Source organism: Arthrobacter sp. YC-RL1 (assembly GCF_001454985.1).
GTDB classification, from domain to species: Bacteria; Actinomycetota; Actinomycetes; order Actinomycetales; family Micrococcaceae; genus Glutamicibacter; species Glutamicibacter soli.
Map to the genome: position 1 here is coordinate 1,109,629 of NZ_CP013297.1, position 26,964 is coordinate 1,136,592.

General features: G+C 64.4%; 24 protein-coding genes. 18 read left to right on the top strand and 6 right to left on the bottom strand.

All coding sequences use genetic code 11. The features are described 5' to 3' along the window. Window positions 1-52 precede the first annotated feature (52 nt). The 3 genes from nth to ATC04_RS18710 all read left to right on the top strand — a co-directional run bounded on the left by nth (window position 53) and on the right by ATC04_RS18710 (window position 3,550). Window positions 53-835 (top strand): endonuclease III, encoded by a 783-nt coding sequence (gene nth / locus ATC04_RS05130; RefSeq protein WP_286158842.1) that lies wholly within the window; start codon window positions 53-55, stop codon window positions 833-835. Further along, on the top strand, window positions 832-1,509 hold the full coding sequence (locus ATC04_RS05135; protein WP_047119840.1) for a CoA pyrophosphatase: 678 nt from the start codon (window positions 832-834) through the stop codon (window positions 1,507-1,509). Before nth ends, ATC04_RS05135 begins: the two co-directional genes overlap by 4 nt. A 607-nt stretch (window positions 1,510-2,116) precedes the next feature. Next, window positions 2,117-3,550 (top strand): DUF4365 domain-containing protein, encoded by a 1,434-nt coding sequence (locus ATC04_RS18710; protein WP_160309097.1) that lies wholly within the window; start codon window positions 2,117-2,119, stop codon window positions 3,548-3,550. A gap of 561 nt (window positions 3,551-4,111) precedes the next feature. Here the strand turns inward: ATC04_RS18710 and ATC04_RS05140 are convergent. Next, window positions 4,112-5,776, bottom strand: coding sequence for a bifunctional 3'-5' exonuclease/DNA polymerase (locus ATC04_RS05140; RefSeq protein ID WP_047119839.1), 1,665 nt, complete (start codon window positions 5,774-5,776; stop codon window positions 4,112-4,114). Between the two features lie 87 nt (window positions 5,777-5,863). Between ATC04_RS05140 and ATC04_RS05145 the strand changes: the two genes are divergently transcribed. From ATC04_RS05145 to ATC04_RS05175, 7 genes are all read left to right on the top strand, one after another. Then, complete coding sequence (locus ATC04_RS05145; protein ID WP_047119838.1) at window positions 5,864-7,000, top strand: hypothetical protein; 1,137 nt, start codon at window positions 5,864-5,866, stop codon at window positions 6,998-7,000. Next, window positions 6,997-8,238 (top strand): TadA family conjugal transfer-associated ATPase, encoded by a 1,242-nt coding sequence (locus ATC04_RS05150; RefSeq protein ID WP_047119837.1) that lies wholly within the window; start codon window positions 6,997-6,999, stop codon window positions 8,236-8,238. The genes ATC04_RS05145 and ATC04_RS05150 overlap by 4 nt, the downstream gene beginning before the upstream one ends. Then, window positions 8,238-8,927, top strand: coding sequence for a type II secretion system F family protein (locus tag ATC04_RS05155; protein ID WP_052772457.1), 690 nt, complete (start codon window positions 8,238-8,240; stop codon window positions 8,925-8,927). Before ATC04_RS05150 ends, ATC04_RS05155 begins: the two co-directional genes overlap by 1 nt. A gap of 119 nt (window positions 8,928-9,046) precedes the next feature. Continuing rightward, the gene (locus ATC04_RS05160; RefSeq protein ID WP_231735914.1) at window positions 9,047-9,472 is read left to right on the top strand and encodes a type II secretion system F family protein; all 426 of its coding nucleotides are present in this window, start codon (window positions 9,047-9,049) and stop codon (window positions 9,470-9,472) included. A gap of 126 nt (window positions 9,473-9,598) precedes the next feature. Further along, window positions 9,599-9,781, top strand: coding sequence for a DUF4244 domain-containing protein (locus ATC04_RS05165; protein ID WP_047119835.1), 183 nt, complete (start codon window positions 9,599-9,601; stop codon window positions 9,779-9,781). Window positions 9,782-9,783: 2 nt separating this feature from the next. After that, the gene (locus ATC04_RS05170; RefSeq protein WP_047119834.1) at window positions 9,784-10,122 is read left to right on the top strand and encodes a TadE family type IV pilus minor pilin; all 339 of its coding nucleotides are present in this window, start codon (window positions 9,784-9,786) and stop codon (window positions 10,120-10,122) included. Beyond that, window positions 10,119-10,505: an Rv3654c family TadE-like protein gene (locus tag ATC04_RS05175; protein ID WP_047119833.1), complete on the top strand. Its 387-nt coding sequence runs from the start codon at window positions 10,119-10,121 to the stop codon at window positions 10,503-10,505. The genes ATC04_RS05170 and ATC04_RS05175 overlap by 4 nt, the downstream gene beginning before the upstream one ends. A 9-nt stretch (window positions 10,506-10,514) precedes the next feature. Here the strand turns inward: ATC04_RS05175 and ATC04_RS05180 are convergent, their stop codons facing one another. Together ATC04_RS05180 and ATC04_RS05185 are read right to left on the bottom strand one after the other, a co-directional pair. Next, entirely contained in the window at window positions 10,515-12,785 is a 2,271-nt protein-coding gene (locus ATC04_RS05180; RefSeq protein WP_152666934.1) for a DEAD/DEAH box helicase, read from the bottom strand. Between the two features lie 179 nt (window positions 12,786-12,964). Further along, window positions 12,965-13,621, bottom strand: a complete 657-nt coding sequence (locus tag ATC04_RS05185; RefSeq protein WP_047119831.1) for a GNAT family N-acetyltransferase — start codon at window positions 13,619-13,621, stop codon at window positions 12,965-12,967. A gap of 163 nt (window positions 13,622-13,784) precedes the next feature. Here ATC04_RS05185 and ATC04_RS05190 point away from each other — a divergent pair, with 163 nt between their 5' ends. Further along, complete coding sequence (locus tag ATC04_RS05190; RefSeq protein WP_047119830.1) at window positions 13,785-14,684, top strand: rhodanese-related sulfurtransferase; 900 nt, start codon at window positions 13,785-13,787, stop codon at window positions 14,682-14,684. Between the two features lie 91 nt (window positions 14,685-14,775). On the opposite strand, the gene ATC04_RS05195 is transcribed toward ATC04_RS05190, so the two are convergent. After that, window positions 14,776-15,363 carry a GNAT family N-acetyltransferase gene (locus tag ATC04_RS05195; protein WP_047119829.1) on the bottom strand — a complete coding sequence of 196 codons (588 nt, stop codon included), beginning with the start codon at window positions 15,361-15,363 and terminating at the stop codon, window positions 14,776-14,778. Window positions 15,364-15,437: 74 nt separating this feature from the next. On the opposite strand from ATC04_RS05195, the gene ATC04_RS05200 reads away from it, so the two are divergent. From ATC04_RS05200 to ATC04_RS05230, 7 genes are all read left to right on the top strand, one after another. Continuing rightward, window positions 15,438-17,027 carry a methyltransferase gene (locus ATC04_RS05200; RefSeq protein WP_047119828.1) on the top strand — a complete coding sequence of 530 codons (1,590 nt, stop codon included), beginning with the start codon at window positions 15,438-15,440 and terminating at the stop codon, window positions 17,025-17,027. A gap of 23 nt (window positions 17,028-17,050) precedes the next feature. Continuing rightward, the gene (locus ATC04_RS05205) at window positions 17,051-17,701 is read left to right on the top strand and encodes a helix-turn-helix domain-containing protein (protein ID WP_052772456.1); all 651 of its coding nucleotides are present in this window, start codon (window positions 17,051-17,053) and stop codon (window positions 17,699-17,701) included. 152 nt (window positions 17,702-17,853) lie between these two features. Continuing rightward, window positions 17,854-20,643 (top strand): type I DNA topoisomerase, encoded by a 2,790-nt coding sequence (topA, locus tag ATC04_RS05210; protein WP_047119826.1) that lies wholly within the window; start codon window positions 17,854-17,856, stop codon window positions 20,641-20,643. A gap of 30 nt (window positions 20,644-20,673) precedes the next feature. After that, a complete protein-coding gene (locus tag ATC04_RS05215) occupies window positions 20,674-21,690 on the top strand; it encodes a Ppx/GppA phosphatase family protein (protein ID WP_047119825.1) in 1,017 nt (338 codons plus the stop codon). Window positions 21,691-21,745: 55 nt separating this feature from the next. Further along, entirely contained in the window at window positions 21,746-22,567 is an 822-nt protein-coding gene (locus tag ATC04_RS05220) for a sugar phosphate isomerase/epimerase (RefSeq protein ID WP_181728120.1), read from the top strand. 4 nt (window positions 22,568-22,571) lie between these two features. Continuing rightward, on the top strand, window positions 22,572-23,414 hold the full coding sequence (gene proC / locus ATC04_RS05225; RefSeq protein ID WP_047119823.1) for a pyrroline-5-carboxylate reductase: 843 nt from the start codon (window positions 22,572-22,574) through the stop codon (window positions 23,412-23,414). Between the two features lie 120 nt (window positions 23,415-23,534). Next, window positions 23,535-24,710 (top strand): FAD-dependent oxidoreductase, encoded by a 1,176-nt coding sequence (locus ATC04_RS05230; protein WP_047119822.1) that lies wholly within the window; start codon window positions 23,535-23,537, stop codon window positions 24,708-24,710. Between the two features lie 12 nt (window positions 24,711-24,722). Here ATC04_RS05230 and ATC04_RS05235 read toward each other — a convergent pair whose 3' ends face one another. Then, window positions 24,723-25,394 carry a TrkA family potassium uptake protein gene (locus ATC04_RS05235; RefSeq protein ID WP_047119821.1) on the bottom strand — a complete coding sequence of 224 codons (672 nt, stop codon included), beginning with the start codon at window positions 25,392-25,394 and terminating at the stop codon, window positions 24,723-24,725. Then, window positions 25,387-26,820 carry a potassium transporter TrkG gene (locus ATC04_RS05240; protein WP_047119820.1) on the bottom strand — a complete coding sequence of 478 codons (1,434 nt, stop codon included), beginning with the start codon at window positions 26,818-26,820 and terminating at the stop codon, window positions 25,387-25,389. The genes ATC04_RS05235 and ATC04_RS05240 overlap by 8 nt, the downstream gene beginning before the upstream one ends. Window positions 26,821-26,964: the final 144 nt, after the last annotated feature.

Consider the following 26,964-nt stretch of genomic DNA (forward strand, 5'->3'; position numbering starts at 1 on the left):
GATTAGTGAAAACCGCTGCGGTCCGTGGCAGTATCTAAGCGTGGCTGTGAATGTGAAAATTGAAACGGAGCTGGGGCTCAAGCGCCGGGCACGCAAGATGAACCGTCTGCTGGCAGAGGCCTACCCCTATGCGGTGCCGGAACTGGATTTCGAGAATCCCTTCGAACTGCTCGTCGCGACGGTGCTCTCCGCGCAGACTACCGATGTCCGCGTCAACGCGATCACCCCCGCGTTGTTCGCCCGCTTCCCGGACGCCCACGCCATGAGCCAGGCCGACCGCGGCGAACTGGAGGAACTGATCCGGGCCACCGGCTTCTTCCGCGCCAAAACCGAATCGCTGCTCGGGCTCTCAGCCGCCCTGGTCGAGCGCTTCGACGGCGAGGTCCCGCCCAAGCTCGACGAGCTGGTCAAGCTGCCGGGCGTGGGGCGCAAGACCGCCAATGTGGTGCTGGGCAATGCCTTCGGCGTTCCGGGCATTACCGTGGACACGCACTTCGGACGCCTGGCCAACCGCTTCGGGTGGACCGATGAGACCGACCCGGTGAAGGTCGAGCACGCCGTCGGCAAGCTGTTCGAGAAGCGCGACTGGACCATGCTCAGCCACCGTGTGATGTTCCACGGCCGCCGGGTCTGCCACTCCCGCAAACCCGCGTGCGGGGCCTGCGTGCTGGCCAAGCTGTGCCCTTCCTACGGCATCGGCGAGGAAATACCGGCCAAGGCAAAAGCGTTGCTTAAGTACGAACTCGCTCCGGGGCGTGAAGAGCTGCTGGACAAGATGCTCGCCGGAGCCACCCGCCGTGAACTGCGGGCCGAGGGATTTGGATTGGACGCATGAGCGCACTGAAGGACTTGAAGCAGGTTGTCGCCGAGCATTCGCACACGGTGGGTGCGACGCAAAAACTCCCGGATTCCTGGGCATTCAAGCAGCTTGACGCCAACAGCGTGCGCCGCGCCGCGATCCTGATGCTCTTCGGCTCGGCCGACGGCCGGGGACTGACCCAGAACGCTGATCCCGCCGACCTGGACCTCCTGTTCGTCGAGCGCGCCGAGACTCTGCGCTCCCATGCCGGGCAGATTTCATTCCCCGGCGGCGGGATCGATCCCGAGGACGCCTCGGAAACCGACGCCGCGCTGCGCGAAGCCTGGGAGGAAACCGGCGTGCAGACCTCGGGCATCGAGGTGCTGGGTCAGCTGGCAGCGACCGAGCTGCCGGTCTCCAACTTCATCGTCACCCCGGTGCTTGGATGGTGGCACACCGAATCCGCGGTGTTCCCCGTCGATCCCGGCGAGAGCGCGGGAGTCTTCCGCGCACCCGTCGCCCACCTGCTGGACCCGCGCAACCGGGTGCTGGGCGTGGTGCAGCGCGGAGGGCGCAAGTTCAGTGCTCCCGCCTTCGAATATGAGGGCCGGGTGATCTGGGGCTTCACCGCGATGGTGGCGGACAAGCTGTTCAACGAGCTGGGCTGGACCAGGCCGTGGTCGCCCAAGCGCGAAATCCGCATGCTCTAGGGGTTGTTTCTTTCATCATTGTCCAACGTGGCTTCAATCCACGGACGGCATACTGCCACATAGCATCGCAATGCACAGTTATAAAGCTGAGCAATAGTTGTATTCTGACACCGCCTGAAGTGAATTTTGGCTCGGTGCTAGAAGACTTTCGAGTTGCCGGATAATCATCGAGCAAAAAGTTCATTCTTTCGGATCCGAGAATTTGGGATGTCTCCGTGCCTATACCTCGAACGATGAATCCGTCTTACATTTAAGTCAGGTAGGTGGAATTATATCCAGTTATGGGTGTCGTTTTGTATTATTCAATGATTCTTTGGGAGCGGAAATCTGCGGATCTCCATGCGCCATTCTTAGAAAAATAAGAGAATATTTAGAAGCGCGGATGCCGATCGTGATTGACCACGGCGAGATCATTGACAGTTGCCAGCTGAGGGGCATCTGGCTGAGCGATCTCGTCGCTGTGTACAATTTCTTGTGATCATTTTTCTGCCAAGTAGTGAGATTTAGTGTCAATAGCGTCCAGAGGTTTGATATAACATCGCTGGAATGGAAGTAAGAAATACGTCTGATAAACACATGATTTTGAGTTTCTATGTAGGATATGAAGATGACACCGATTCATCACCCCAAAACACCGGGTAACGCGTTTACTGCGCAGAAGGCCGTTCACTATCTCAAAGGGCAGCTTCTGGATTTCGGGATTTACTCGTTTGAATGGCCGCAGGACCTGGATTCTGGCATTGATATAGTTGCTTTCGCAACACTCAGGGACGAGAATCCGGAGAAAGACGGTAGAGCGACGGCGTTTATTGCAGGGTTCCAGTCTAAGGGAACAAAAGATGCGTTTGGTGACAATGCTAAACGGTCTGTGAAAACCGGGAAACACATATCCTATTGGTTAAGCGCAACGCTTCCTGTTTTTGTGGTAGCAGTTGATACTACAAGCGGGCAAACATTAGTTGAAGACGCTGGTTCATTCTACCATATTAACTCGCTGGGAATGCGGCACGGTTTGGAGCTTAAGAGTATTCCCACGGAAATATCACTTGAGGCTGCGTCTACGGATATTCGACTTCGAATGTTTGCCCACGCCTTGGCGCCGTGGGTTTCCATGAAACTTCGAGCTCGGAAGATCGCTGATAGGGCCCCGGGCCATGGGCTCAACGTCCAGTCTCCTTGGTCACTTCTCGATTATATTTCCGGACCGGGGGCTTCGATTCCTGTGCCAGGATCGTGGAACGAGATCAGACAGTACTTTGCGCTCATCGAATATATGCTTCAAGACGCAGTTTTTTTTCAGCAACTCGCTGAAGACCTTCGTATCGGCACCTCGAGCGAAACTGCCGAATTTCTCAGTAAGCGTTACGAAGATTGTTTCAACGACGACATCGATGATGACTGGTCAGAATTCAACGAAAAAGCGAATCAAGAAGCGTCCGAACCTCAGATTGGAGCTGTCAGGTTACTTGTGGGGTGTCTGGAACTTTTCACGAAATATCCTAGTAAATTTCATCTTCCAAAGAATACTCATATAACAAAAAAGGAAATCCAGCGCCTTACTTCTTCAAAAAATGATAAACAAAAGCCAAGTAAAAAATCTAGTTATGAAGAAAATGTAGAATTCATGGCGAAAGATGATGATTTTCGAGATCCTGGAAGTGGTCTGCTTCGGGAGGACTTGGATGCATCAATCGATATTATCGTTGATTTCTGGAATCGCAGTGCGGCATCTCAGGATTTATCGGTCTCTGCGTTGGCCAAAAAAATCGATGAATTGGGTCTTTCTATCGGTAATTATGCTGAAGGTGCAAAAATCTTGGGCACCATGTCTAGGAGCTCGGAATCGCTCAAAACAATACTGCGTCGTTCAGTTGCGGAACGGGTGATCGACAGACTTGACGTTTATCATTGGACTGACGTAGTTGGTCCACATCGTCTAGTTCCTAGGCCACATGAATGCTCGCAGTCTGACGACGCAAATTTTCGTTCATATGCTGATTATCTAAGGGAGGTGAATAGTCGCAAGAGTACATCTCAGTAAACGGTAAAGTAACTGAGAGATATGAAATCGACCAGAAATCGGCGGCACTGAGTGATACCGGAGGAAGACGCGCCGGCTTGCTCAGTAGATCAAGATTGACGCTCAGTCGATGTGTATGGATTCCGGAGATGGTCGTTGGAATCCAGGCTGATTAGCTTCCGGAGCCAGCAAAACGTGAACTACGTTGATTGATGTATGCGCGATATACCCACGAAAATCCTTGCCTTTCAGCTTTTCTACTCTCTCGAAGTCATACCCTCGGGTAAGCTAAAGCCCCCTTCCGCCCTATTCGGTTGGAGGGACTTTGATTCTGTTGTTAACCGTGAGATTCGCGGTACTTTTCACTGTCGTTATGTGAATCACTCTCACTCGAGAACAGCGGAGTCGCAGTCGGTCTATTCCAAAGCTTCGAGCGTTGAGTCGAACAGGAAGTATCTTTGTACTTTAGGGTAGCTACGCCCGCGTGGATACCGCACGACTGCCTTCCGAATCAAGGTTGCGCTAATTACTGTGTACATGGACAACGTGTTCATTGTGGCCAAGTACTCAGAGCGCCTCCTGCTATTTCGCCTCGGCGTAGTTCTGGGTGATCGCCACGCTGACCGGGAAGCTCACCGACTGCTCCCCGAACAGGGTGCGGCCGGCGAGCGCCGCCGCATGCCTGATGATGTCGGCCAGCTGCGGAGCCAGCCCGGTGGGGCACTCGAAGACGATTTCGTCGTGGACGAAGAAGACCTGGCGGCACTCTTGGCTCCAGCCGGCCTGGTGGATCAGGTGGCGGGCGTGGCCCATCCAGATCAGGGCCCATTCGGCGGCGGTCGACTGCACCACGAAATTGCGGGTGAACCGGCCGCGGGAACGGGCCGCCGAGTCGGCGGCGCGTTGGGAGGCCTCGTCGCGGGTGCCGCGCTGCGCCTGAATCCAGCGTTCGTCCGCGGGCGGGCATCCGCGGCCCAGGAAGCTGCTCACCCCGTCGCCGCGCTCGCCGGCGCGGGCTGCCGTATCAACGAAGTCCATGGCCGCGGGGAAATTCTTCTTCAATGCCGCGCCCACTGCCTGCGCGCCCCCGGAGGTGCCGCCGTAGATGACCGACAGCATGCCCAGCTTGGCTTCGTTGCGGTCCTTGACCAGGCCTGCATCGATGAGCCACTGGTAGAGGTCGTCCTGCAGGCCCGCCTGCTGGAGGTTGCGGTCGCGGGACATGGCGGCGAGGATCCGTGGTTCTAGCTGGCGCCCGTCAGCCACCACGAAGGTCCTGCCGTCAGGGGTCCGCACCACCTGGCGGATGGAACGCGGCAGCTGCAGCGCCCCGCCGCCGGAGGCTGCCCAGCGCCCGGAAGCGACGGTGCCCAGGACATAGTGGGGGTGGAAGCGCCCATGGGTGACCCACGCGTCCAGCCAGGCGTCCCCGTGTGTGCTGGCAAGCCGCGACAGCTTCTTGTATTCAAGCACCTGGGTGATGGCAGGGTGCTTGATCTGCTCCAGCTCCCAGGCCCTGACCGACTGCACCGCGAATCCCGCCCGGTGCAGGGCGCGCAGCAGCTCCTGAGGGGAGTCGGGGTTCAGCCCCGGGGACTGCAGCGTCTGGCCCAGCTGCCGGGCCAGGGCGGCGAGCTTCGGCGGGCGCACGGATTCAGGGACGCGCTCGCCGAGCATATGGCGCAGCAGCTGCCGGTGCCCGTGCTCGTCCCAGGAAAGCCCCGCGTTCTCCATCTCCGCGGCGATCAGTGCGCCCACGGATTCTGCATGGATCAGCAGCTGCAGCCGCTTGAAGGCCGAGGGGTCGGAGGGCAGCGCCTGCAGCTGGGCGGCGAACATGTTCACGAGTTCGTGCAGGGACTCTCCGCTGACGGGGGTGGAGAACAGGGCTCCTTGGTCTCCCAGGTCGCGAGACGACGGCGGGTTTTCCAGGTCAATATCCGGAAGCCGCACTGCGGCCAGCGGGCTGCGGTGGAGTATGCGCTGGGCCAGCGAGAGCACATGCGCCTTGGCTAGGTGGATATCGGCGGAAGCCAGCAGCTCCAGCCACGGGGAGGTGCGCAGCATCACCCAGCGAGGGGACTGCGACTGCTCGATCTGCGCGACGACCTGGCAGAGCTCTTCCCGCGCGACGGTCCGGGCAGGGGTGAGCGGTTCGCCGCTGGCGGCGTCGCGCAGCTGCAGCAGGGCGAATCCTTCGGGATCCGCTGCGAGGAAGGCGAGTACGCCGGATTGTCCACGGGGCATGCTTCCATTGTGCCGTGGCCAGGGGCGATATCCCCAGTTCGCGGGCGCCGGGAACCGCATGGAACCGCGCGGTGGCAACCTCGACCCATGAACTGGTTACCCTTTCGCCCGCACGACCCGGGGTCCGGAGCAGATTCTCGGTTCGTTCCGCAGTTCCCGGAGACTGCGCGCTGGGAGCCGCCGCACCGCGCCCAGAGGCAGGAAGTCCAGCGGGACGACCCCGGGGGACCTGCCTGCGTGCTGGTGAGCGACGACGAAAACCTGGTGGCGCAGTGCGCGCTGATTTCCCTGGGCGCCGCGGTCCGGATTTCCCGGTGTTCCAGCTCCTCGCCGATGATCCATGACGCCGAGGGGCCGGTGCTGTGGGGCGCGGATGCGCTAGGCGAGGCCTTGGCCGGCTCCGCCCGGTGCGATGTGCTGGTGGGGCACGACGAGCAAGCGCAGACCTTGTGGGAAGCGGCCAGCCGGCTGCCCCTGTCGAGGGTTGCGATCCTTCCCGGCGCGAGCCAATGGCTGGGCGAGTACCTGGGGCTGTGGTGCATGCGATCGGGTCATGGGCATACCGTGGCCTTGGGCTCACGGGCCGGAGGGGTGGGCACCAGCACCCTTGCGGTATTGCTCGCCCACGCCGGAACGCTGAGCGGTCTGCACAGCCTCGTGGTGGACCTGGATCCCCACTCCTGCGGGTTGTGGCCGCGGATCTGCGCCAGGCCACCCACCGGCATCGGATGGGACGAATTGGCGGGCTCGGGCGGGGCGCTGGCCTCGCATCAGTTGGTCGAGACGCTTCCGACGGTGCGGGGGACTGCGGTGCTCACCTGGTCCGGAACTCCACCTCGTGCAGCGGTGGACGGAGCATTGACAGCCAGGCTGTTGACGGCTGCGCGGCAGGGATTCGACCTGCTGGTACTGGATACCGGGCGGACACCGCATCCGGGGTCGGAGGCGATAGGCCATTTCACCGACCGGCAGATCACGGTGTGCGATGCCTCGAGCATTCCGCCGCGCGGGGACTACGTGCTGCGCGCGGATCACAGAATGCCGACGGCGGCAATGGAGAGCCGCTCCCTGCTGGGCAAGCTGTCCCATACGACCTCGATAGAACGGGCCGTTGACCGCGGCGACCTGCTCGATGCCCTGAGATCCCGAAGGCTCAGGCAGCAGCTGGCGGACCTGCGCCTGCTCCCGGTGGCAGAGGACGCGGGATCGCGGGGCGCACCATGAGCCCCGGGCGCCATTCGCCATCAGCGCAGAAATTCGCCAGCACTCACGAACTGGATTCGCGCATCCTGCAATCGGTCCGGGACCGCGCCCTGGCCAGCGGAGGAGAACTCGACGCCATCTCCCTGGCGAGCGCCGTCCACGAGTCGGGAGCCGCCCTCGGCTCGCGCGGCGCGACCGAATCGCTGAAGGCCTTGCAGGACGAAGTCGCCGGTCTGTCGATCCTTGAGCGTTTCGCCCAGGGACCCGGGATCACGGATGTGCTTGTGGACGGCCAAGGCCAGGTGTGGACCGATTCGCCCCGCGGACTGGAACTCACGGGGTTCCGCTTTTCTTCACCTGAACAGGTGCGCTCGCTGGCCGTGCATCTGGCGACCCTGGCAGGACGGCGATTGGACGCTTCCAGCCCTTTCATGGACATGAGCGTCAAGAACTACCGGGTGCACGCGGTGCTCCCGCCCATTGCCACCGAAGGACCGCTGATTTCCATCCGCGTGAAAACCGAACAGCTGCTCTCCCTGGAGACCGTCCTCGCCCAAGCACCGGAATTCTGGCACACGGTGCTGAGCGAAGTGATGGGACGCCAGTTGAATTTCCTGGTGACCGGCGGCACCGGCAGCGGTAAAACGACCCTGCTCCAGGCCATGCTGGCACAGGCCAGCGGCAAGCAACGACTGGTGATCATCGAGGACTCCCATGAGCTCAACGTCGACCACCGCCACGTAGTGAGCCTGCAGACACGCACCGCGAACGTTGAATCCGCAGGCCAGATAGAGCTCAAGGATCTGGTCGCCCAGGCACTGCGCATGAGACCCGACCGGCTGGTCGTAGGCGAGTGCCGCGGGGCGGAGATCCGGGATTTCCTTGCGGCCATGAACACCGGCCACCAGGGAGCAGCCGGCACTCTGCACGCCAATAACCCAGAATCCGTCCCGGCCCGCCTGGCCGCATTGGGCGCCCTGGCCGGGTGGGGCCTGCAAGCCACCTCGCTGCAGGCAGCCAGCGCCTTTGACCTGATCATCCATATGCGTCGGCAGCCCTCCGGGGTGCGCTCGCCGGTGGCGTTGGGAAGCCTGTCCACCGATTCGAACGACCGCTTGGACGTGCGCATGCTGATCGACACGGGAACACCGAACTGCCCGGATGCCGGTAGCCTGAGACTGCTGCACGAGAAACTCGGTGCGCAGGCCTCTGCCGAGGTCGCCCAGTGGCATGCCAACCGTGCATGGCAGGGGGAGTGATGACTGCGGTACTCCTATTGCTGCTCGCCGGGTGGTGGCTGTGGCACCCTGGGCGGCAGTTGTCCGGCGGGACAAGGCAAATCAGCATCCTGGGCAGCGGAAAATTTCCTGCCCCACGAGCCGGCGCACAGCAGCAGGCACTGGCCCTGGACGCCCAGATCATTCGCGAGCTGGCCGCGCTGATGCGCAGCGGCTTGATGTTCCCGCAGGCCATCGAAGCCCTATTGCAGGTACGTACCGAACAAAGCCCGGTACTGGCCGCCTTGCGCCGGCTGAAAGCCCAGGCCGCGTTCCGTGGCGAGCAGGCCGAAGCAATGGAGCACACCGGGGAACACGAGGACGGTGGGCCGGTCCAAAGGCTCTCCTGGTGCCTGGATCTTTCATCGCAGACCGGCGCCCCGCTGGCCGGGGTGCTGGACCAGCTGGCCGAGGACCTGGAAGCGGAATTGCTCGCCCGGCAGTCGTTCGACGCCGCCATGGCAGGTCCCAGGGCGACCACACGGCTGTTGACCTGGTTGCCGGTGGCGGGGCTCGGTGCGGGGTTCATCCTCGGCATCGACGTCGGAACCACCTTGCTGACCTCATGGCCCGCGCAGCTGAGCCTCGCCGTGGGAGCAGGGCTGTGGGCGCTGAACAGGATCTGGTGCCGACGGCTGCTCGCGGCAACAACTGCGCAGGCCCTGCAATGACTGCGGTGGCGTTGCTCTGCCTGGTGTCCGCAGTCCTGCTGTGGAATCCCCGCAGGCCTGCGGGGACCCGCGAACGGGGGGTCAATCCGCCGGCCGCCCGGGTCCGGGACAAGTCTTCGGTGCAAGGAAGTGAACCCATTGACCTGGTCCTGGACCTCGGGGCCAGCCTCATGGATTCCGGGCTGCCCATGACCACGCTGCTTGAATCGATGGGGCGCTGCATTCCGCAGTGCTCGGCGTTGCGGACCGTGGCCCGATGCCTGGAGATGAACATGGAGTGGGACAAAGCCTGGGAACCCGCCCCGGCGTGGCTCGCCCCGCTGCAACGGTCCCTGGGCTTTGCCCAGGCTACCGGAGCGCCGGCGTCCGCGCTGCTGAGGAATACCGCCCAGCTGCAACGCCGGCAACGGGTCCAGCGCGTCGCCCGCTGCGGCGCGCAGTTCGCCACCGCACTGGTGCTGCCGCTGGGAGCCTGCGCCCTTCCTGCCTTCATCGCCCTGGGCGTGGTGCCGCTGATCATCGCGTTGTTCCCGCACTTCGGCTGACCCCGGCGGGTTATGCCCACTTTGCAGCCAACCCCAACCGCGGCAGCGGAATCAGTGCGAGCCTGAAAACACCATCGCCTCCCCACCCGGGAAGGAAACGATGCCACCCGAGCGAAAGGAACGGACATGACTACCACCCTGAACAGGCTGCGCGAACGGCTCGACGAGGAACAAGGCTCTACCACCGCGGAATTCGCCATGGTCACCCTCGCGGCCGTAGCCTTCGCCGGTCTGCTGATCAGCATCCTGTCCAGCGGCGACGTGCGGGGCATGCTGATGGGCCTCATCAGCAAGGCCTTGAGCCTGTAACCATGGACCGCATGGATGACCGCGGCAGCAGCACGGCGGAATTCGCCGTGCTGCTGCCGGCCATCGCGCTCATGCTGTCGCTGCTGCTGTGCCTCGGGGTCCTGGGGATGCGACAGATCCAGGTCCAGCAGGCGGCCGGGGCGATGGCCAGGGAGCTGGCCCGTGGCGATGACACCGGCGCGGCCCGGGCGCGGGGCATTCAGTTGGCCGGGACCTCGGCCCGCTACACGGTCGGCAACGGGGGAGGATACGCCACGGTCACGGTGGCCAAATCGGTAGACCTGCCGGTGGTGGGAGCGGTCGAGGTCCGAGGCACCGCACGCGTGGCGAACGAAAAATGAGTTGCGCTGAATTCAGCTCGCAACGGGGGAGCAGCACCGTCGCGGCCACGGCACTGGTGATCGCCGCACTGCTGCTCGCCGCGGGCATTCTCGCCTGGTCCGCGGTGACCCGAGCGGCGATGCAGGCCGCCTCAGCGGCGGACCTCGCCGCCTTGGCTGCGGCTGATACGGCCCGGGGACTGCGCGCGGGGGATCCGTGCCCCGCCGCCGGGCTGCTGGCCTCGGCCAACGAGGCACGGCTGGAATCCTGCGTCATCGAGGCGGACGGAACCACAGTCCGCGTGCAGGTCTCGGTGGCGATCACGTTTTCCGCGCTGGGAATCGAGTTCCCGGCGGCCTCCGCCCAAGCCCGGGCGGGCGCTCCGCCGCTGACCCAGCACTAGCTGAACCAGTTAGAAATGGTGCCGCGGCTGGACATCCTCCAGCACGGCGCTGAGCAGCAGCACCGCCCCGGCCTTGTCCAGCGGATTGTTCCGATTGCCGCATTTGGGTGACTGCACGCAGCTGGGGCAGCCGCTTCGGCACTCGCACGCTTCGATGGCATCCCGGGTGGCCCGCACCCAGGTGGAGAACTTCTCGAAGCCGCGCTCGGCGAATCCGGCCCCTCCCGGCTGCGCATCATACACGAAAATCGTTGGATGGCCGGTGTCCATGTGCAGCGCGGTGGACACCCCGCCGATATCCCAGCGGTCGCTGGTGGCCACCAGCGGCAGCAACCCGATCATCGCATGCTCGGCCGCGTGCAGCGCGCCGGGGAACTGGTCCACGGTCAGCCCCGCGCGCAGCAGCCGCTGCTCGGTCAAGGTGAACCAGACGGACTTGGTGTGCAGGTCCCGCGCTTCGAGGTCCAGCGGCTCCTCGGAGAGTACCTCGTTGGAGGCGATGGACTTGCGCTGGTACGAGACCACCTGGGTGGTCACGATGACATCGCCGAAGTAGATCTCCAGCTCGCGGTGCGTGCTGGTGCGCTCCTGGGCCTCGATGGCCACCGTGGTCAGGTCGCGGGCGGTGGTGTAGTAGTCGGGGTTCACCCGTGTCACGATCACCACGTGGTTCTGCTCGTCCAGTTCTTCCACGTGGTAGCTGGCGCCCTGGTGCACGTAGATGGCGCCCGGGTGGGCCTGGTAGTGGCTCTGCGGCGAGTCCATGGTCCCCAGCAGCGCGCCGGTCTCGGCATCGATGATGTCCACCGGCCCGCCCCCATCGGCCCGGATGGAGAACATCCCGGCCGCATGCTGGGGATGGGTCCAGAACCATCCGGCAGGCCGCCGCCGCAGATACCCGCGCTGCACCAGGGACTCAAGCAGCGCCTCGGTGTGCGGGCCGAAGATCTCCAGCTCCTCGGGCCGCAGCGGATTCTCCTGGGCTGCCGCGCACAGATGCCCGCTGAGGACATACTTGTTCTGCGGGTCGAAGACGGTAGCTTCCACGCCGAGGTCGAAGATCGCCTCCGGGTGGCTGACCAGGTAGGTGTCCAGCGGGTCCTCGGCGGCCACGAACAGCGCCAAGGCGTCCTGGCCGGAGCGCCCCGCCCTGCCGATCTGCTGGAAGAAGGATGCGCGGGTTCCGGGCCAGCCGGCGACCACCACGGCATCCAGCCCCGAGATATCGATTCCCAATTCCAGCGCTGAGGTGGAGGTGACGCCGAGCAGCTCGCCGGAACGCAGCTTGCGTTCAACCTCGCGCCGCTCTCTTGGCAGATAGCCCGACCGGTAGGCGGCCAGCCTGACGGACAGCTCGGGCGCGAAATTCTCCAAATGCTTGCGCGTGAGGGTGGCGATGGTCTCAGCCCCTCGCCGGGATTTGATGAAGACGATGGTTCGCACGTGGTCCGCCATCAGGTCGGTGAGAATCGACGCGCTCTCGGCGATGGCGGTGCGGCGCAGCGGGGCGCCGTTTTCCCCGGTGCGCTCGGACAGGGGCGGTTCCCACAGCCCGATCACCAGTTCGCCGGAGGCCGAGAAATCGCGCGTCACCGCCGACACCTCGGCTCCGATGAGCCGGCCGAAGGATTCCTCGGGATCGGAGCTGGTGGCCGAGGCACCGATGAACACCGGATGATTGCCGTAGTGCGCGCAGATCCGGCGCAGCCGCCGCATCAGGTTCGCCACATGGGCCCCGAAGACCCCGCGGTAGGAGTGGGCCTCGTCGATGACCACGTACTTCAGCCGCTTGAAGAAACGGGACCAGGCCGGATGGTTCGGCAGGATGCCGCGGTGCAGCATGTCGGGGTTGGTGAAAACGAAGTTCCCGTGCTGCCGCACCCAGGCGCGCGTGCCCTGGTCGGTGTCGCCGTCATAGGCTGCCGCTCGGACTCCGGGGACCTTGAGCGCTTCAACAGACGAGAGCTGGTCGGCGGCCAGGGCCTTGGTAGGGCAGATATACAGCACGGAGGCCTGTGCGCTGGCGTCGTTGGCGGCAGTGTCCTTGGTGCGGAAAAGCGCATCGATGGACGGCATGAGGTAGGCCAGGGATTTGCCCGAAGCGGTTCCGGTGGAGATGATCGTGTGCTTCCCTGCATGGATCAGGTCCGCGGCCTGCACCTGGTGCAGCCATGGTTCATTGATGCCCAGTCCTTGGAACGTCGCTTTAACTTCCTCGGCCAGCCAGCCGGGCCACGGTGCGGTGATCTGGTCCTTGGCCGGGACGCTGCGCCGGTGCATCACGGCTTCCGGATCGTTGCTCCGATCGTAGGGATCAAGCAGGGCGCGCACAGACTTCACGAAACACAGCCTTTCGACGCCGGAACGGTGGGATGCGCCGCGGTGGAGTCCGCGGTGTTAAAAGACTAGCGCCGTCGCAGCCGGGAACGGCTGCAACGGCGAGAGCAAAGAATTGTACTTTAGGCTTTGAAGTTGACGACCTTGCCCAGGGAAGTCCATCCCAGGGAGGCGTAGAGCTTCTGGCCGTCCACCGAAGCGATCAGCAGGCCCTCGTCCACGTCGTGCTCCTGGGCCAGCGAGGCCAGTGCACGCATCACCAGGGTGCCAAGACCCTTGCGTCGGAAGTCCGGTCCGGTGATGATGCGGTCGAAAATGGCGTAGCCTTCGACTGCGGAAACGTGGCCGGACGCGGCGACGATTTCCTGGTTGTCCTCGGGGTGCAGGGAGACGTATGCATGGGTGCCGTCGCGCTCGATCTGGAATATGAAGCCTTCGGCAGGCAGCGGGACCTCGACGTCGTGCACTGCCAGCTCCGTGACCATCAATACTTCATCGTCGGCGGCGACCTGCAGGCCAACCTCGGACGCGGTGGCCAGCAGCTGCTCGACGGAATCGTCGAATGCGGTCAAACGGCGGTTCGGGTGCTTCTTCAGGGTTTCGGCGACAGCGGCGAGCTCTTCCTTCGAAGGGCCGTAGATCACGTATTCCCAGTCTTCGGTGGTGTCGTGACGCAACGCTGCATGGACGCGTCCCTCATTACGGGTCTCGTAACCGCGGGCTCCCGCCCAGCCGGCGACCCAGGTGCCAATCAGTTCATCGCTTGCGTTTGATGCCATGTCTTGACCCTACCTTGTCTTTCCTAGGAATTAGCTGACATTGCGCCAATCGTTGCCTAGTTGAAACGAAAGAATCCTCCCGGCCCCCGGAATAGCGCGCCGGAGAATGTGATTTTGCTCGTTCACCCGGCGTTTCATGCCGTTCAACCACTAAACTTGGGGTGTGGCCATTGAACGCATTGTCTTGTATTACGCATTTACTCCGCTCCCCGATCCGGAGGCTGTCCGCCTGTGGCAGCGCTCGCTGCTGGAACGCTGGGGACTGCGCGGACGCATCATCATCTCCAAGGACGGGATTAACGGAACCGTCGGCGGCGAACTTTCAGCCGTCAAGAAGTACGTGAAAGCGACCCGCGAATTGCCTGCCTTCAAGAAGATGGACATCAAGTGGTCCGAGGGCTCCGCGGCGGACTTCCCGCGCATCTCGGTGAAGGTCCGCGACGAGATCGTCACCTTCGGAGCCCCGGGCGAACTCGAGGTCGACGAGAACGGGGTCGTGGGCGGCGGAACGCACCTGCGTCCCGAGGAGCTGCACGAATTGGTGGAGGCCAAGGAGCAGTCGGGTTCCAAGGTGCACTTCTTCGACGGCCGCAACGCCTTCGAAGCCCAGATCGGCAAGTTCAAGGACGCCATCGTCCCCGACGTGGACACCACCCGGGACTTCGTCGCGGAACTGGATTCGGGCAAGTACGACCACCTGAAGGACCAGCCGGTGGTCACCTACTGCACCGGCGGCATCCGCTGCGAGGTGCTCTCCGCACTCATGGTCAAGCGCGGCTTCCAAGAGGTCTACCAGATGCAGGGCGGCATCGTCCGCTACGGCGAGAAGTACGGCGACGCAGGCCTCTGGGAAGGTTCGCTGTATGTCTTCGACAAGCGCATGCACACCGAGTTCACCGAGGATGCGGTGACCATCGGCGAATGCGTGGGCTGCCAGGGTCCGACGAACAAGTTCGAGAACTGCTCGAATCCTTCCTGCCGGAACCTGCGCTTGTTCTGCGAGGACTGCGCCCAGGACGAGAAGCTGCGCACCTGCCCGGACTGCAGCATGGCAGCCGTCTAGGACCCATCGTATTAAATGGCGGCGGGCCACCGGAAAACCGGCGGGCTGCCGCCCTTTTTTCGTGCCCGGAAGGGGACAGGCTTCCTTGAAGCTAGCCCGCGTGGACGCTGGTTTCCGGCCACAGTCCGATCGAGGCGTCCTTGACGTCGGTTTCCTCGGCTTCTTGCTTGTAGACCTTCAAGCCGCGGGCCTCGTAGTTCGGCAGCGCGGCCGGACCGTCCAGCGAGCAGGTGTGCAGCCAAACACGGCTGACCGGAGGCAGCCCGGCGGTGCGCGAATCCACGGCCCAAGCCTGGCGCAGCACCTCGGTCAGCAGCAGGCCGCCCAAGCCCTGTCCAATGGCCTGCGGGAAGAGCCCGAAATAGAAGACCTCGACTTCGCTGCGTCCGTCGACCACTTCGGTCACCAGCTCCACGTAGCCTTGCGGCGCGCCGCGGCGGTACAGCACCCAGGTTTCCGAACCGTCCTGGCGCAGGACGGCGTCCCATTCTTCACGGGTCGAATTCAGCCGGTCGGCCCAGTTCAGGTCGCTGCCCACGCTGCGGTAGAGAAACTTTGAATACTCGGGCGAGATGTCCTGCACCAGCTCGATGCGCACATCTTGGGGCGCGGGACGTGAGGAAGGCTTGATTTCCTCGGGGGCGAGCAATTGCAGGTAGGTAATGGTGACGTTGGTCATGACCTATATTTTAGGCAAGCCGGGCGGGGAAATGCTCATCGGATCCTCTGTGTGTACTCGGTAGACTGGTTGGCGTGAATGCCGCCGAATTTTCAGCCCTTGAAGACGCCCCGCAGAGTTCAGATCTGCAGCTGCTCGAACGACTCGCCGAAGACCTGACCGCTATCGGGTTCAGCTACGACGAGGTTTCGCAGATGCTGGGCGAAGAAGCCTCCGCAGCGCTGGCCCGCGACCAGATCCTGCCGGCCCTGCGCGTGATCGAGCGCGACGCCGCCGACACGGAACTGGCCTGCGCCTTCCGGATCTTCCAGCTGGGCCGGACCGAGGAGGCCGCGGCGCTGAACAAGGCGTTCCCGAGCCTGAAGGTCGACGGGCTGCTGAAGCTCGGCCTGATCGAGCCGTGGGCCTCGGGGTACCGGGCCACCGTTGCGCTGACCTTGCATTCCTCGGACGCCGACGGCGAGCTGTGGGTTGCCCACGACCTCGGTGCGCACCAGCGCCCCGGGGTGCTGCGCACCGACCACGTGCTGGGCATCGGGCAGGCCTCGCTGACCCTGGCCCAGATCACCCTGCGCGAAAAGGTCGACCGCGCGCTGGATCTGGGGACCGGCTGCGGCATCCAGCTCTTCCACCTGCTGGGCCACGCCAACCACGTCACTGCCACCGATCTGTCGGCCAGGGCGCTGGCATTCACCCGGTTCAACCTGCTGCTGAACCACAAGGTGCTGAAGCTGGATCCGCGCAATCTCCAGGACCGTGTCAGCCTGCTGCGCGGAAGCCTCTTCGAGCCGGTCGCCGGTCAGAAGTTCGACTTGATCGCCTCCAACCCGCCGTTCGTGATCACCCCGCGCCGCGCCACCGAGCGTGAAAAGGACCGCTTCACCTACCGTGACGGCGGCATGTCAGGGGACCGTCTGGTCAGCACGCTGATCGCCCAGGCGGGGGACTACCTGAACCCGGGCGCATCGATGCAGATGCTCTCGAACTGGGAGATTCATCGTCTGGATGACGATTCGAATGAGCCATGGGACCGCCGGGTCAAGAGCTGGTTCCCCGAGGACCTTGACGTGTGGGTCATCGAGCGCGAACAGGCCACCCCGAGCGTCTACGCCGAAACCTGGCTGCGCGACGCCTCGCAGACCGAGGACAGCTCCTCGTACGCCGCCGCCTACAACGCCTACCTGGATGATTTCGAATCACGCGGGGTCGGGGCCATCGGCTTCGGGCTGGTGTATTTCCGCAAGGCCGCTACCGGCGCGGCAACCCTCCGCCGCTTCGAGCAGATCACCCACCCCATCGAGCAGCCGGTGGCCGGGACGCTGCAGCGCGACATCGCGATGGCCGACGAACTGGCCGCGGCCGGCGAGGCTTTCCGCGACTGGCACCTGCTCGTGGCCGATGACGTCACCGAAGAACGCCACCAGCGTCCGGGGGCCGAGCATCCCGGAGTGATCCTGCTGCGCCAGGGTGCGGGGCTGCGGCGCACCGAGCTGCTGGACACTGCGCAGGCGGGTTTCGCCTCGGCCTGCGACGGCGATTTGTCGGTCGCGCAGCTGGTCAATGCCCTTGATTCATTGATCGGGGAAGGGGAGGAAGACTTCACCGAACGGCTTTATGAAGCGGTGTCACGACTATTGCGACATGGCTTGCTTCGAAAAATGTGAAACAAGCGCTAAAGTTTTTCGGTATGACAGGGAACACACACCAGGAGCACGCTTTGGCGACGCAGGACGGCAACGGCACCGTGCCGCACGTCGTCTCCATAACCGATCCGCAGGCGATCCGGGCCCTGGCTCACGATGCACGTCTGATCGTGCTTGACGAACTTTTCGCTTCACAGACCACGCGCACCGCCACGGAGCTGGCGTCGCTGTGCGATCTGACACCCAGCGCCATGAGCTACCACCTGCGCGCGCTGGAGAAATACGGCTACGTCATCCGTGCCGCCAGCGAGGGCGACGCCCGGGAGCGCCGCTGGCGCGCCGCGGGCGAGCGCCTGGAGCTGAACACCCAGATCGACTCGGCCAACGCCAAGACCGCCTACCTGAATGTGCAGTTGAACGCATTCAGGACGCGCTTGAATGACGAGGTGCAGCGCCGCGAGGCGGAAGCGAAGGCGGGCATCGCCCCGTCTCCGGACAGGCCGCCCATGCTGACAAGCGGATTGGTCTTCCTTTCCGAGGAAAAACAGCTTCAATTCAACCGCCGCCTGCTGGACCTGGTCTACGAGTATGAAGCCATGGCCACAGCCGAGGAACGCAGCATCGACTCACAGCGTATGTTCTACTTAATCTCGTTGCTTCCCGAGTACCCGAGCGTCGGGGAGGCCAAGTCCTAGAAATATGTCTGGCGCAGGATCTTTTGATTTTCGGTGTAATATCATCGGGAATTGGGCCTGGCACTGCAGGCTCAATGAGTCAAAGCTGCGCTGGCGGCATGAGGGGCACCCCGCAAGGGGCTCCGGCATGCCGCGTTGTCTGAAGGAGAGCCGTGCCCGCCAAGGCCAAGGAAAAGACCGGTAAGAAACTCGTCATCGTCGAGTCTCCTGCCAAGGTGAAGTCGATCGCCAAGTATTTGGGTGAGGGCTTCGATGTGGACGCCTCGGTGGGCCACATCCGTGATCTTCCGCAGCCCTCGGAGCTTCCAACCGAGCTGAAAAAGACCTCGGTCGGCAAGTTCGCCGTGGACCTGGACAACGACTTCGAGCCGTATTATGTCGTCTACCCGGACAAGAAGAAGCGCGTCTCCGAGCTGAAGGCAAAGCTCAAGGAAGCCGACGAACTCTACCTCGCAACCGATGCGGACCGCGAAGGCGAAGCCATCGCGTGGCACCTGCTGCAGGTCCTGAAGCCCAAGGTTCCGGTACGCCGCCTGGCGTTCACCGAAATCACCAAGGAAGGCATCGCCCGCGCACTGGAGAACATGCGCGAGCTGGACACCGACCTGGTCGACGCGCAGGAAACCCGCCGCGTGCTGGACCGCCTCTACGGCTACGAGATCTCCCCGGTGCTCTGGCGCAAGGTCGCCCGCGGCCTGTCCGCCGGCCGTGTGCAGTCCGTGGCCACCCGACTGGTCGTGGAGCGCGAGCGCGAGCGCATGGCGTTCATCTCCGCCGGCTACTGGGACATCAAGGGCACCTTCGCCACCTCCAACGGCGAATCCTTCGCCGCCAAGCTCTCGGCAGTGGACGGCGCCCGCGTTGCCTCCGGCCGCGACTTCGACGACCGCGGCCAGCTCAAGACCGCCCGCACCAAGCTGGCGCATCTGGACCAGGCCTCGGCCGAGTCCCTGGTGGCGAACCTGGCCAACACCGACTTCGCCGTCACCTCGGTCGAGGACAAGCCGTACACCCGCCGTCCGGCGGCCCCGTTCACCACCTCCACGCTGCAGCAGGAAGCCAGCCGCAAGCTGCGCTGGAGCTCCAAGCTGACCATGCAGATCGCCCAGCGCCTGTATGAAAACGGCTACATCACCTACATGCGTACCGACTCGGTGTTCCTGTCCAACGAGGCAGTCACCGCGGCGCGCAAGCAGGCCACCGAGCTCTACGGCGCGGAATCCGTGCCGGACAAACCGCGTGTCTACAAGGCCAAGTCCGACGCCGCCCAGGAAGCCCACGAAGCCATCCGCCCGGCCGGCGACATGTTCCGCCGCCCGACCGACGTGCGCTCCTCGCTGTCCAAGGACGAATACACCCTCTACGAGCTGATCTGGAAGCGCACCGTCGCCTCCCAGATGGCCGACGCCAAGGGTTTCACCGCCACCATCAAGCTCGCCGGCACCGCCAGCGACTCCCGTGTGGCCGAATTCTCCGCCTCCGGCACCGTGATCACCTTCCGCGGCTTCCTGTCCGCCTACGAGGAGGGCAAGGACCAGGAGCGCTCGGAGAACGCGGAGTCCGAGAACGCCGAAGCCCGCCTGCCGCAGCTGGCTACCGGCCAGCAGCTGGCCGGCGACGAGCTGACCGCGCTGGGCCACGAAACCACCCCGCCGGCCCGCTACACCGAGGCCTCGATCGTGGCCGAGCTGGAAAAGCGCGAGATCGGCCGCCCGTCGACCTACGCGCCGACCATCTCCACCATCATGGACCGCGGCTACGTCACCAAGCGCGGCGGCGCCCTGGTCCCGAGCTGGATCGCGTTCTCCGTGATCCGCCTGCTCGAAGAGCACTTCGCCCAGTACGTTGACTACGACTTCACCGCCCGCCTGGAAGACGACCTGGACGAGATCGCCAAGGGCCAGCGCGCCCGCACCGACTGGCTGAACCTGTTCTACTTCGGCAAGGACAACTCCGAGGGCCTGAAGCACGTGGTGGAGAACCTGGGCGACATCGATGCCCGAGCCATCAACTCCATCAAGATCACCGACGACATCACGCTGCGCGTGGGCAAGTTCGGACCGTACCTTGAACGCGCCCTACCCGAGGGCGCCGAGGAAGGCACCGAGCCGCAGCGCGCCAACGTGCCCGAAGACCTGGCGCCGGACGAACTGACCGCGGAAAAGGCCGAGGAGCTGTTCGCCAATTCCAAGGTCTCGGAGAAGGAACTGGGTGTGGACCCGGAAACCGGCCGCAAGATCGTGGCCAAGGACGGACGCTACGGCGCCTACGTCACCGAGGTCATCCCGGAGCTGACCGAAGCGGAAATCGCGGCCCTGCCGGTCGAATACTACAAGAACGGCAAGCCCAAGCCCCCGAAGAAGCCGGCCAAGGTCAAGCCGCGCACCGGCAGCCTGTTCAAGTCCATGTCCGTTGAGACCGTGACGCTGGAGGACGCGCTGAAGCTGCTGAGCCTGCCGCGCGTGCTGGGCACCGACGCCGAGGGCGAAGAGATCACCGTGCAGAACGGCCGCTTCGGCCCGTACCTGAAGAAGGGCAGCGACTCGCGCTCCATCGAGAGCGAGGAGCAGATCTTCACCATCACCCTGGACGAGGCCCTGGCCATCTATGCGCAGCCCAAGCAGCGCGGCCGCCGCGCCGCGGTGCCGCCACTGGCGGAGTTCGGCGTGGACCCGACCAGCGAGAAGAACATCGTGGTGAAGGACGGCCGCTTCGGCCCGTACATCACCGACGGCGTCACCAACATCACCGTTCCGCGCGGCACGTCTCTGGAGGAGCTGACCCGCGAGCAGGCCATCGAGCTGCTGGCGGATAAGCGCGCCCGCGGCCCGGTGAAGCGCACCGCGGCGAAGAAGGCGCCTGCCAAGAAGGCTCCGGCCAAGAAGCCGGCAGCCAAGAAGGCTCCGGCCAAGAAGCCCGCCGCGAAGAGCACCGAGAAGTAGACCGAGCACCACCCTGTTGAGGAGCGCACCATGAGACTAGGCGTACTGGATATCGGGTCCAATACCGTGCACCTGCTGCTGGTCGATGCGTACCCCGGCGCCCGTCCGGTGCCCTATGCCTCGCACAAGCGTCCGCTGTCGCTGGTGCGCTACCTCAACGAATACGGCGCGATCACCGAAGAAGGGCAGAACGAGCTGATCTCGTTCATCTCGGAGGCCGCCGAGTTCGCCCGCAGCCACCAGGTGGAAGACTTCATGGCCTTCTGCACCTCCGCCATCCGCGAGTCCTCCAACGGCCACGCGGTGCTGGAACGGGTCAAGAACGACACCGGGGTCACCCTGATGGAACTGTCCGGCGAGGAAGAAGCCGGGATGACGTTCTACGCGGTGCGCCGCTGGTTCGGCTGGTCCTCGGAATCCATCCTGAACCTGGACATGGGCGGCGGCTCCCTGGAGCTGGCCCTGGGCACCGACGAGTTCCCGCAGGTGGCCTTCTCGGTGCCGCTGGGCGCCGGACGGCTGACCCGCGAATGGCTGCCCAACGACCTGCCCGGCATTAAGGAAGTCCGGGAGCTGCGCAACTACGTGCGCGACGTGCTCACCGACCCGACCACCGAGCTGCGCCAGTACGGCAAGCCCACCCTGGCCACCGCCACCTCCAAGACCTTCCGGTCGCTGGCCCGCATCACCGGTGCCGCGCCGAGCACCGAGGGACCCTACGTCAAGCGGGTGCTGCACCGCGACGCGCTGAAGATCTGGACCAATCGCCTGACCGCCATGAGCTGGGCCGAACGTTCCGAGCTGCCTGGTGTGTCCGAGATCCGCGCGCCGCAGCTGCTGGCCGGCGCGATCGTGGCGCACGAGGCCATGAGCGCGTTGAAGCTCAAGACCGTGCGCATCTGCCCGTGGGCCCTGCGCGAAGGTTTGATGCTCCGGCGTTTTGATCACGTGATGTTCGACTCTACGACACCGCTCAGTAGTAGCGTGGGGGTAGGGGAAGTTGCCTTGGGTTCCGCCATCCCACAGACGGCGGCGACGCAACACTAGGTATCCTCGGATATAAGCGACCGGCGTCAGCCGGTTCGGTTAGGAGGGCATGACCATGGAAGCACATTCACCAGCGAAGGTCCCGGTGACGCTTTCAAGTGCCTCGGTCTATCCGCTGACGGTCCACGATGCCTTTGCCATCGCGAAAGACGTCGGTTATGACGGCTTGGAGGTGCTGATCACCGGCAACGCGGCCAGCCAGTCGGCCACCGCGCTGCGGGCGCTGATGGACAAGTACCAGCTGCCCATCATGGCGATCCACGCGCCGACCCTGCTGCTGACCCAGCAGGTGTGGGGATCGGCCTGGGCCAAGATCGAGCGTTCGGTCATCCTCGCGCAAGCCGTGGGGGCCAGCGTCGTGGTGGCGCACCCGCCGTTCCGCTGGCAGGGCAGCTACGCGGAGGAATTCGCCGAAGGCGTGCACCGCATCACCGAGAGCACCGGCATGAAGATCGCGGTCGAGAACATGTACCCATGGCGGGCCCGCGGCCGCGAGGCCAAGATGTACCTGCCGCACTGGAACCCCGTTCCGCAGCCCTACCAACACGTCACCTGGGACTTCTCCCACGCGGCCATCGCCAACATGGACTCGCGCCAGGCCATGGAGGACCTGGGCGCCCGGCTGGCCCACGTGCACTTGTGCGACGGCCTGGACAACGGCAAGGACGAGCATCTGGTCCCCGGCCTGGGAACCCAGCGGGTCTCGGAATCCCTGCAGTACCTGCATGAGAGCGACTGGGAAGGCGTGATCGCCGTGGAAGTCTCCACGCGCAAGGCCAAGAACGCCGGCCAGAAGGAAGAATGGCTGGGCAACACCTTGCAATTCGCCCGGGATCACTTCAACGTCAGCAAAGATCCCAAGCCAGTGGCAAAATAGCCATATGAGCGAAGCAACCAGCAATCTGAAACTGTCCTTCCTTGGCGCCGGTTCCATGAACGGCGCCATCCTGCGCGGCATCCTGGCCTCGGGCCACGACCCGAAACTGGTCACGGCCACCGTGCGCAGCGAGAACCGCGTGGACGAGCTGCGCGAACTGGGCATTGCCGTGCTGGTCAATTCACAGGACGAGGAGGCGAACCGGAGCGCCGCCGCGGACGCCGACGTGGTCTTCCTGGGTGTGAAGCCGGTGGGCATCACCGCCCTGTGCGAGGAGATCGCCCCGGCCCTGAAGCCGGGCACCGTGGTGGTTTCGGTCGCTGCAGCCATCACCCTGGCCTCCATGCAGGACAAGCTGCCCGCAGGCCAGCCGGTCATCCGCTCCATGCCGAATACCCCGCTGATGGTGGGCGCCGGCGTAGTGGGAATCTCCCCGGCAAGCACCGTCAGCCACGCGCAGGTCCAGTCCGTGACCGACCTGCTCTCCGGCTCGGGGGACGTGCACGTGATCGACGAGGAGCAGCAGAACGCGCTCTCAGCGATTTCCGGCTCCGGCCCTGCCTACGCCTTCTACTTGGCCGAAGCCATGGCCAAGGCCGGCATCGCCCTGGGGCTGGACGCCGAGCTGTCCACCAGCATCGCCCGGGCCACCGTGGCAGGCGCCGGCAAGATGCTGTCCAATCCGGATGCCGACCCGGCGGCACTGCGCAAGGCAGTCACCAGCCCGAACGGCACCACCGAGCGGGCCATCGCCGCCTTCGACGAGGGAGGCATCCGTGCCGTCATCGAGGCCGGCGCCCGCGCGGCCTCCGAACGCGCCGCGCAGCTGAGCCGGGAACTGGGCTAGCCGCTTGGCACCCTGCCTGCGCCCGGCGGAAGCAGGCGGCCATCGCCTTGGAAGGTCCTTCCTGAAGGCGTCTGGCAGGCAGTAGCTTCCAGTCAAGGAAGAAGACGCCGAGGAGGCATCATGGCCCATAGCGCAGTCGTCGTGGGCGGCGGAATTGCAGGACTTGCGGCGGCGATTTCTTTGGCCGGACAGGGATGGCAGGTCACGGTCCTGGAACGCCGCGGGGAACTTGGCGAAGTCGGCGCAGGCGTGGCGATGTCCCGCAATGCGGTGGCCGCTTTCCTGGGTCTGGGCTTCGAGCCAGAGCAGGCCCGGGCGCTCGGCTTCCCGACCGTTGCCGAAGGTACCTGGACGGCCAAGGGCACACCTATCCTCGCGATTCCCGAGGACCCGGTGGTTCGTGAAGCGGTAGCGGTGACCGGCGTGCACCGGCGTCGCCTGCACCAAGCACTTCACCACCGGGCGGAGGCCCAGGGTGTTTCAATCCTGACCGGTGTTCAAGTGGCCCAGGTGTCGCCCGGCGACCCCGAGGGGGCGCTGGCGCAGGTGGCCGGGCACGAGGCGGACTTGGTGGTGGCAGCCGACGGCATGCGCAGCACGATCCGTGAAAAGCTTTTTCCATCCAGCACCTTGGCCTACAGCGGATTCTCCAGCTGGCGGGCGGTGATTCCCGGTATTTCGAACGGCCGCACGCTGCGCCAGTATTGGGGTGCGGAAGCAGAGTTCGGTTTCATGCCGGTAGACGCCGAGCAGACCTATTGGTACGGATACGTCTCGATGCCCGAGCTCACCGTGATCGAGGACGAGCTCGCCGCCGCCCGCGAGCGTTTCGCAGGTTGGGCGGACCCCGTGCAACGGCTTCTCGCCGCCACGGACCCGGGAGCGCTCTTGCGCCATGATGTCTACCATCTGCCGGGCGGGGTGCCGCGCTATGCGCTGGGCCGGGTGGTCATGATCGGCGACGCCGCGCACGGCTTCCTGCCGACCATGGGCCAGGGTGTGGCAACGGCGTTGGAGGACGGCCTGTGCGTGGGGCTGCTCGTGGGCCATCCAGTAGCCGCCGGCGGTTCGCTCAGCGCGGCGCTTGAAGGCTTCGACCAAGCCCGCCGGCCGCGGTGCAGCGCGCTATCCAGAGCCGCCGGGCTGTCGGCCCGGTTCGGCGCGCACCTTGGCGGCGGCTGGCGCCAGCCGATGCGCAATGCCCTGATGAGACTCACGCCCCCGGCCCTGCTCACCCGCGGCGCTGATGCTGCGATGGGGTGGATACCGCCGGAGCCCGCGCAACCGGTGCGCTGAGAGCCGGCAGGGCTACGGACGCGCCGCGAAGCGTTCGAGCAAATCCACGTGCCCGGAGACGATCAGCATGTCGCGCCGGGTGACCATGGTGTCGGGCACCGCGTAGGTGAAGTCCTCGCCCGGGGACTTCACCCCGACAATGGTGACGCCGTATTTGGAGCGAACCTGGGACTCGCCGAGGGTGAAGCCCTGGGTCTCCTTCGGCGGGTACATCTTCACGATCGCGAAGCCGTCGTCGAATTCGATGAAGTCGAGCATGCGACCGCCCACCAGGTGCGCGGCGCGCACCCCGGCATCCGCCTCGGGGTAGATCACGTGGTTCGCGCCGATGCGGGTGAGGATCTTGCCGTGGGACGGGGTGATGGCCTTGACCCACAGGTGCTCGATGCCCAGGTCCACCAGGTTCACCGTGATCAGCACGGAGGATTCGATGGAGGTGCCCACGCCGACCACCGCGGAGGAGAATTCCTGCGCGCCGAGCTGGCGCAGCGCGTCGATGTTGGTCGCGTCCGCGGCGACCACGTGGGTCAGCGTGCTGGCCCACTGCTGGACCAGTTCCGGGCTGCGTTCAATGGCCAGGACCTCGCGCCCCTGCTTGACCAGGGTTTCGGCGACGGACGCGCCGAAGCGGCCCAGCCCGATCACCAGTACCGGGGCGTTGTGGTCAATGTTCTTGTCAGCCAATGATCGGCCTTTCTTCCGGGAGCTTGTACAGCGTATCGCGATGTCTCATGGTCAGGGCGCTGGCCAGGGTGATGCTGCCGATGCGGCCTGCGAACATGAGGGCGCTGAGCACGTACTTGCCGGCCGGAGGCATCTCCTGGGAGACGCCGGTGCTCAACCCCACCGTGGCGAAGGCGGAGATGGACTCGAACAGCGCCCGCGAAATGCCCACCTCTTCATCGATGGTCACCAGCAGGCCCGTGGCCAGCGCGACCAGCGAGGCGCCCAGGGCGACCACCGAGATGGCCACGCGCATGGTTTCCTCCGGGATGCGGCGGCCGAAGGCGCGGGTCTCGCTGTCGCCGCGCACCTCGGCCATGATAGCCAGGAACATCACGGCGATGGTGGTGACCTTGATGCCGCCGGCCGTGGAGGCCGAGCCGCCGCCGGCGAACATCATCGCGTCGGTGATCAGCATGGTGACTTCGTGGATGTCGTTCTGGTCCACCAGATTCATGCCGCCCGAACGCATCATGACGGAGGAGAACAAGGCATGGATCAGCTTGTCCGACATGCTCAGCGTGCCGATGGTCTTGGGATTGTTCCATTCGGCCAGCAGCCACAGCAGCGCGCCGGAAACCAGCAGGATGGTGGTCACCAGTAGCGTCAGCTTGGTGTGCAGGTTCCACTTCTTGGTATTGAAGCGGTTGGCCAGCAGCACCATGATCACCGGGAAGCCCAGCGAACCGACGAACACGCCGGCCATCAGCGGCCCGAGGATCCACAGGTCGGTCTCGTAGGGCACCAGCCCGTCGGAGTGGGGCGTGAAGCCTGCGTTGTTGAACGCGGAGACCGCATAGAACACGCCGTGCCAGATGGAGGAGAGCAGGCTCTCGCCGAGGATGTAGAAGCGCGGGATCAGCAGCAGCGCGATCAGCGCCTGCAGGCTGATGGCCGTCAGGATCACGATGCGCAGCAGCGAGCCGACCTCGCCCAGCGCGGAAGCTCCAGAGGTGTTCATGGAGTTCTGCGCCATTAGCTTCGCACGCACGCCGAGCTTGCGGGAGACCGCCAGGGACATGATCGAGGCGAGAGTCAGGATGCCCAAGCCACCGACGAAGGTGCCCACGATCATCACCAGCTGTCCAGCGAAGGACCAGTGCTCTGCGGTCGAGACCGTGGTCAGCCCGGTCACGCAGACCGAGGACACGGCGGTGAACAGCGCATCGTGCAGTGGCGTGGGCTTGCCGGTCGCGGAAGCGAACGGCGCGGCCAGCAGCGAGGTGAACAGGGTGATGACGATCAGGAAGGAGCTTAAGGCCAGACGGGCGGGAGAGCGGATGGTGAAGTTGGCGATCAACGTGCGCAACGCCAGCCACCTGCGGCGCGCCTCGCCGCGCGATTCGCCGGGCTGCCTTCCGGCGCCCGGACCGCTCAAGCTGCTCATTGGAATAGGCTCGGTCTTTCCCTAGGAGATCAATGTCTGGAAACCCTACTCCATGTAATTTACGCGGTTGACGGCGACTTCGCCCGTCCAACGGCCATGTCCTCAGGCTCCGGAGCAATCAGGACGCCACAAATGCATGAGTTG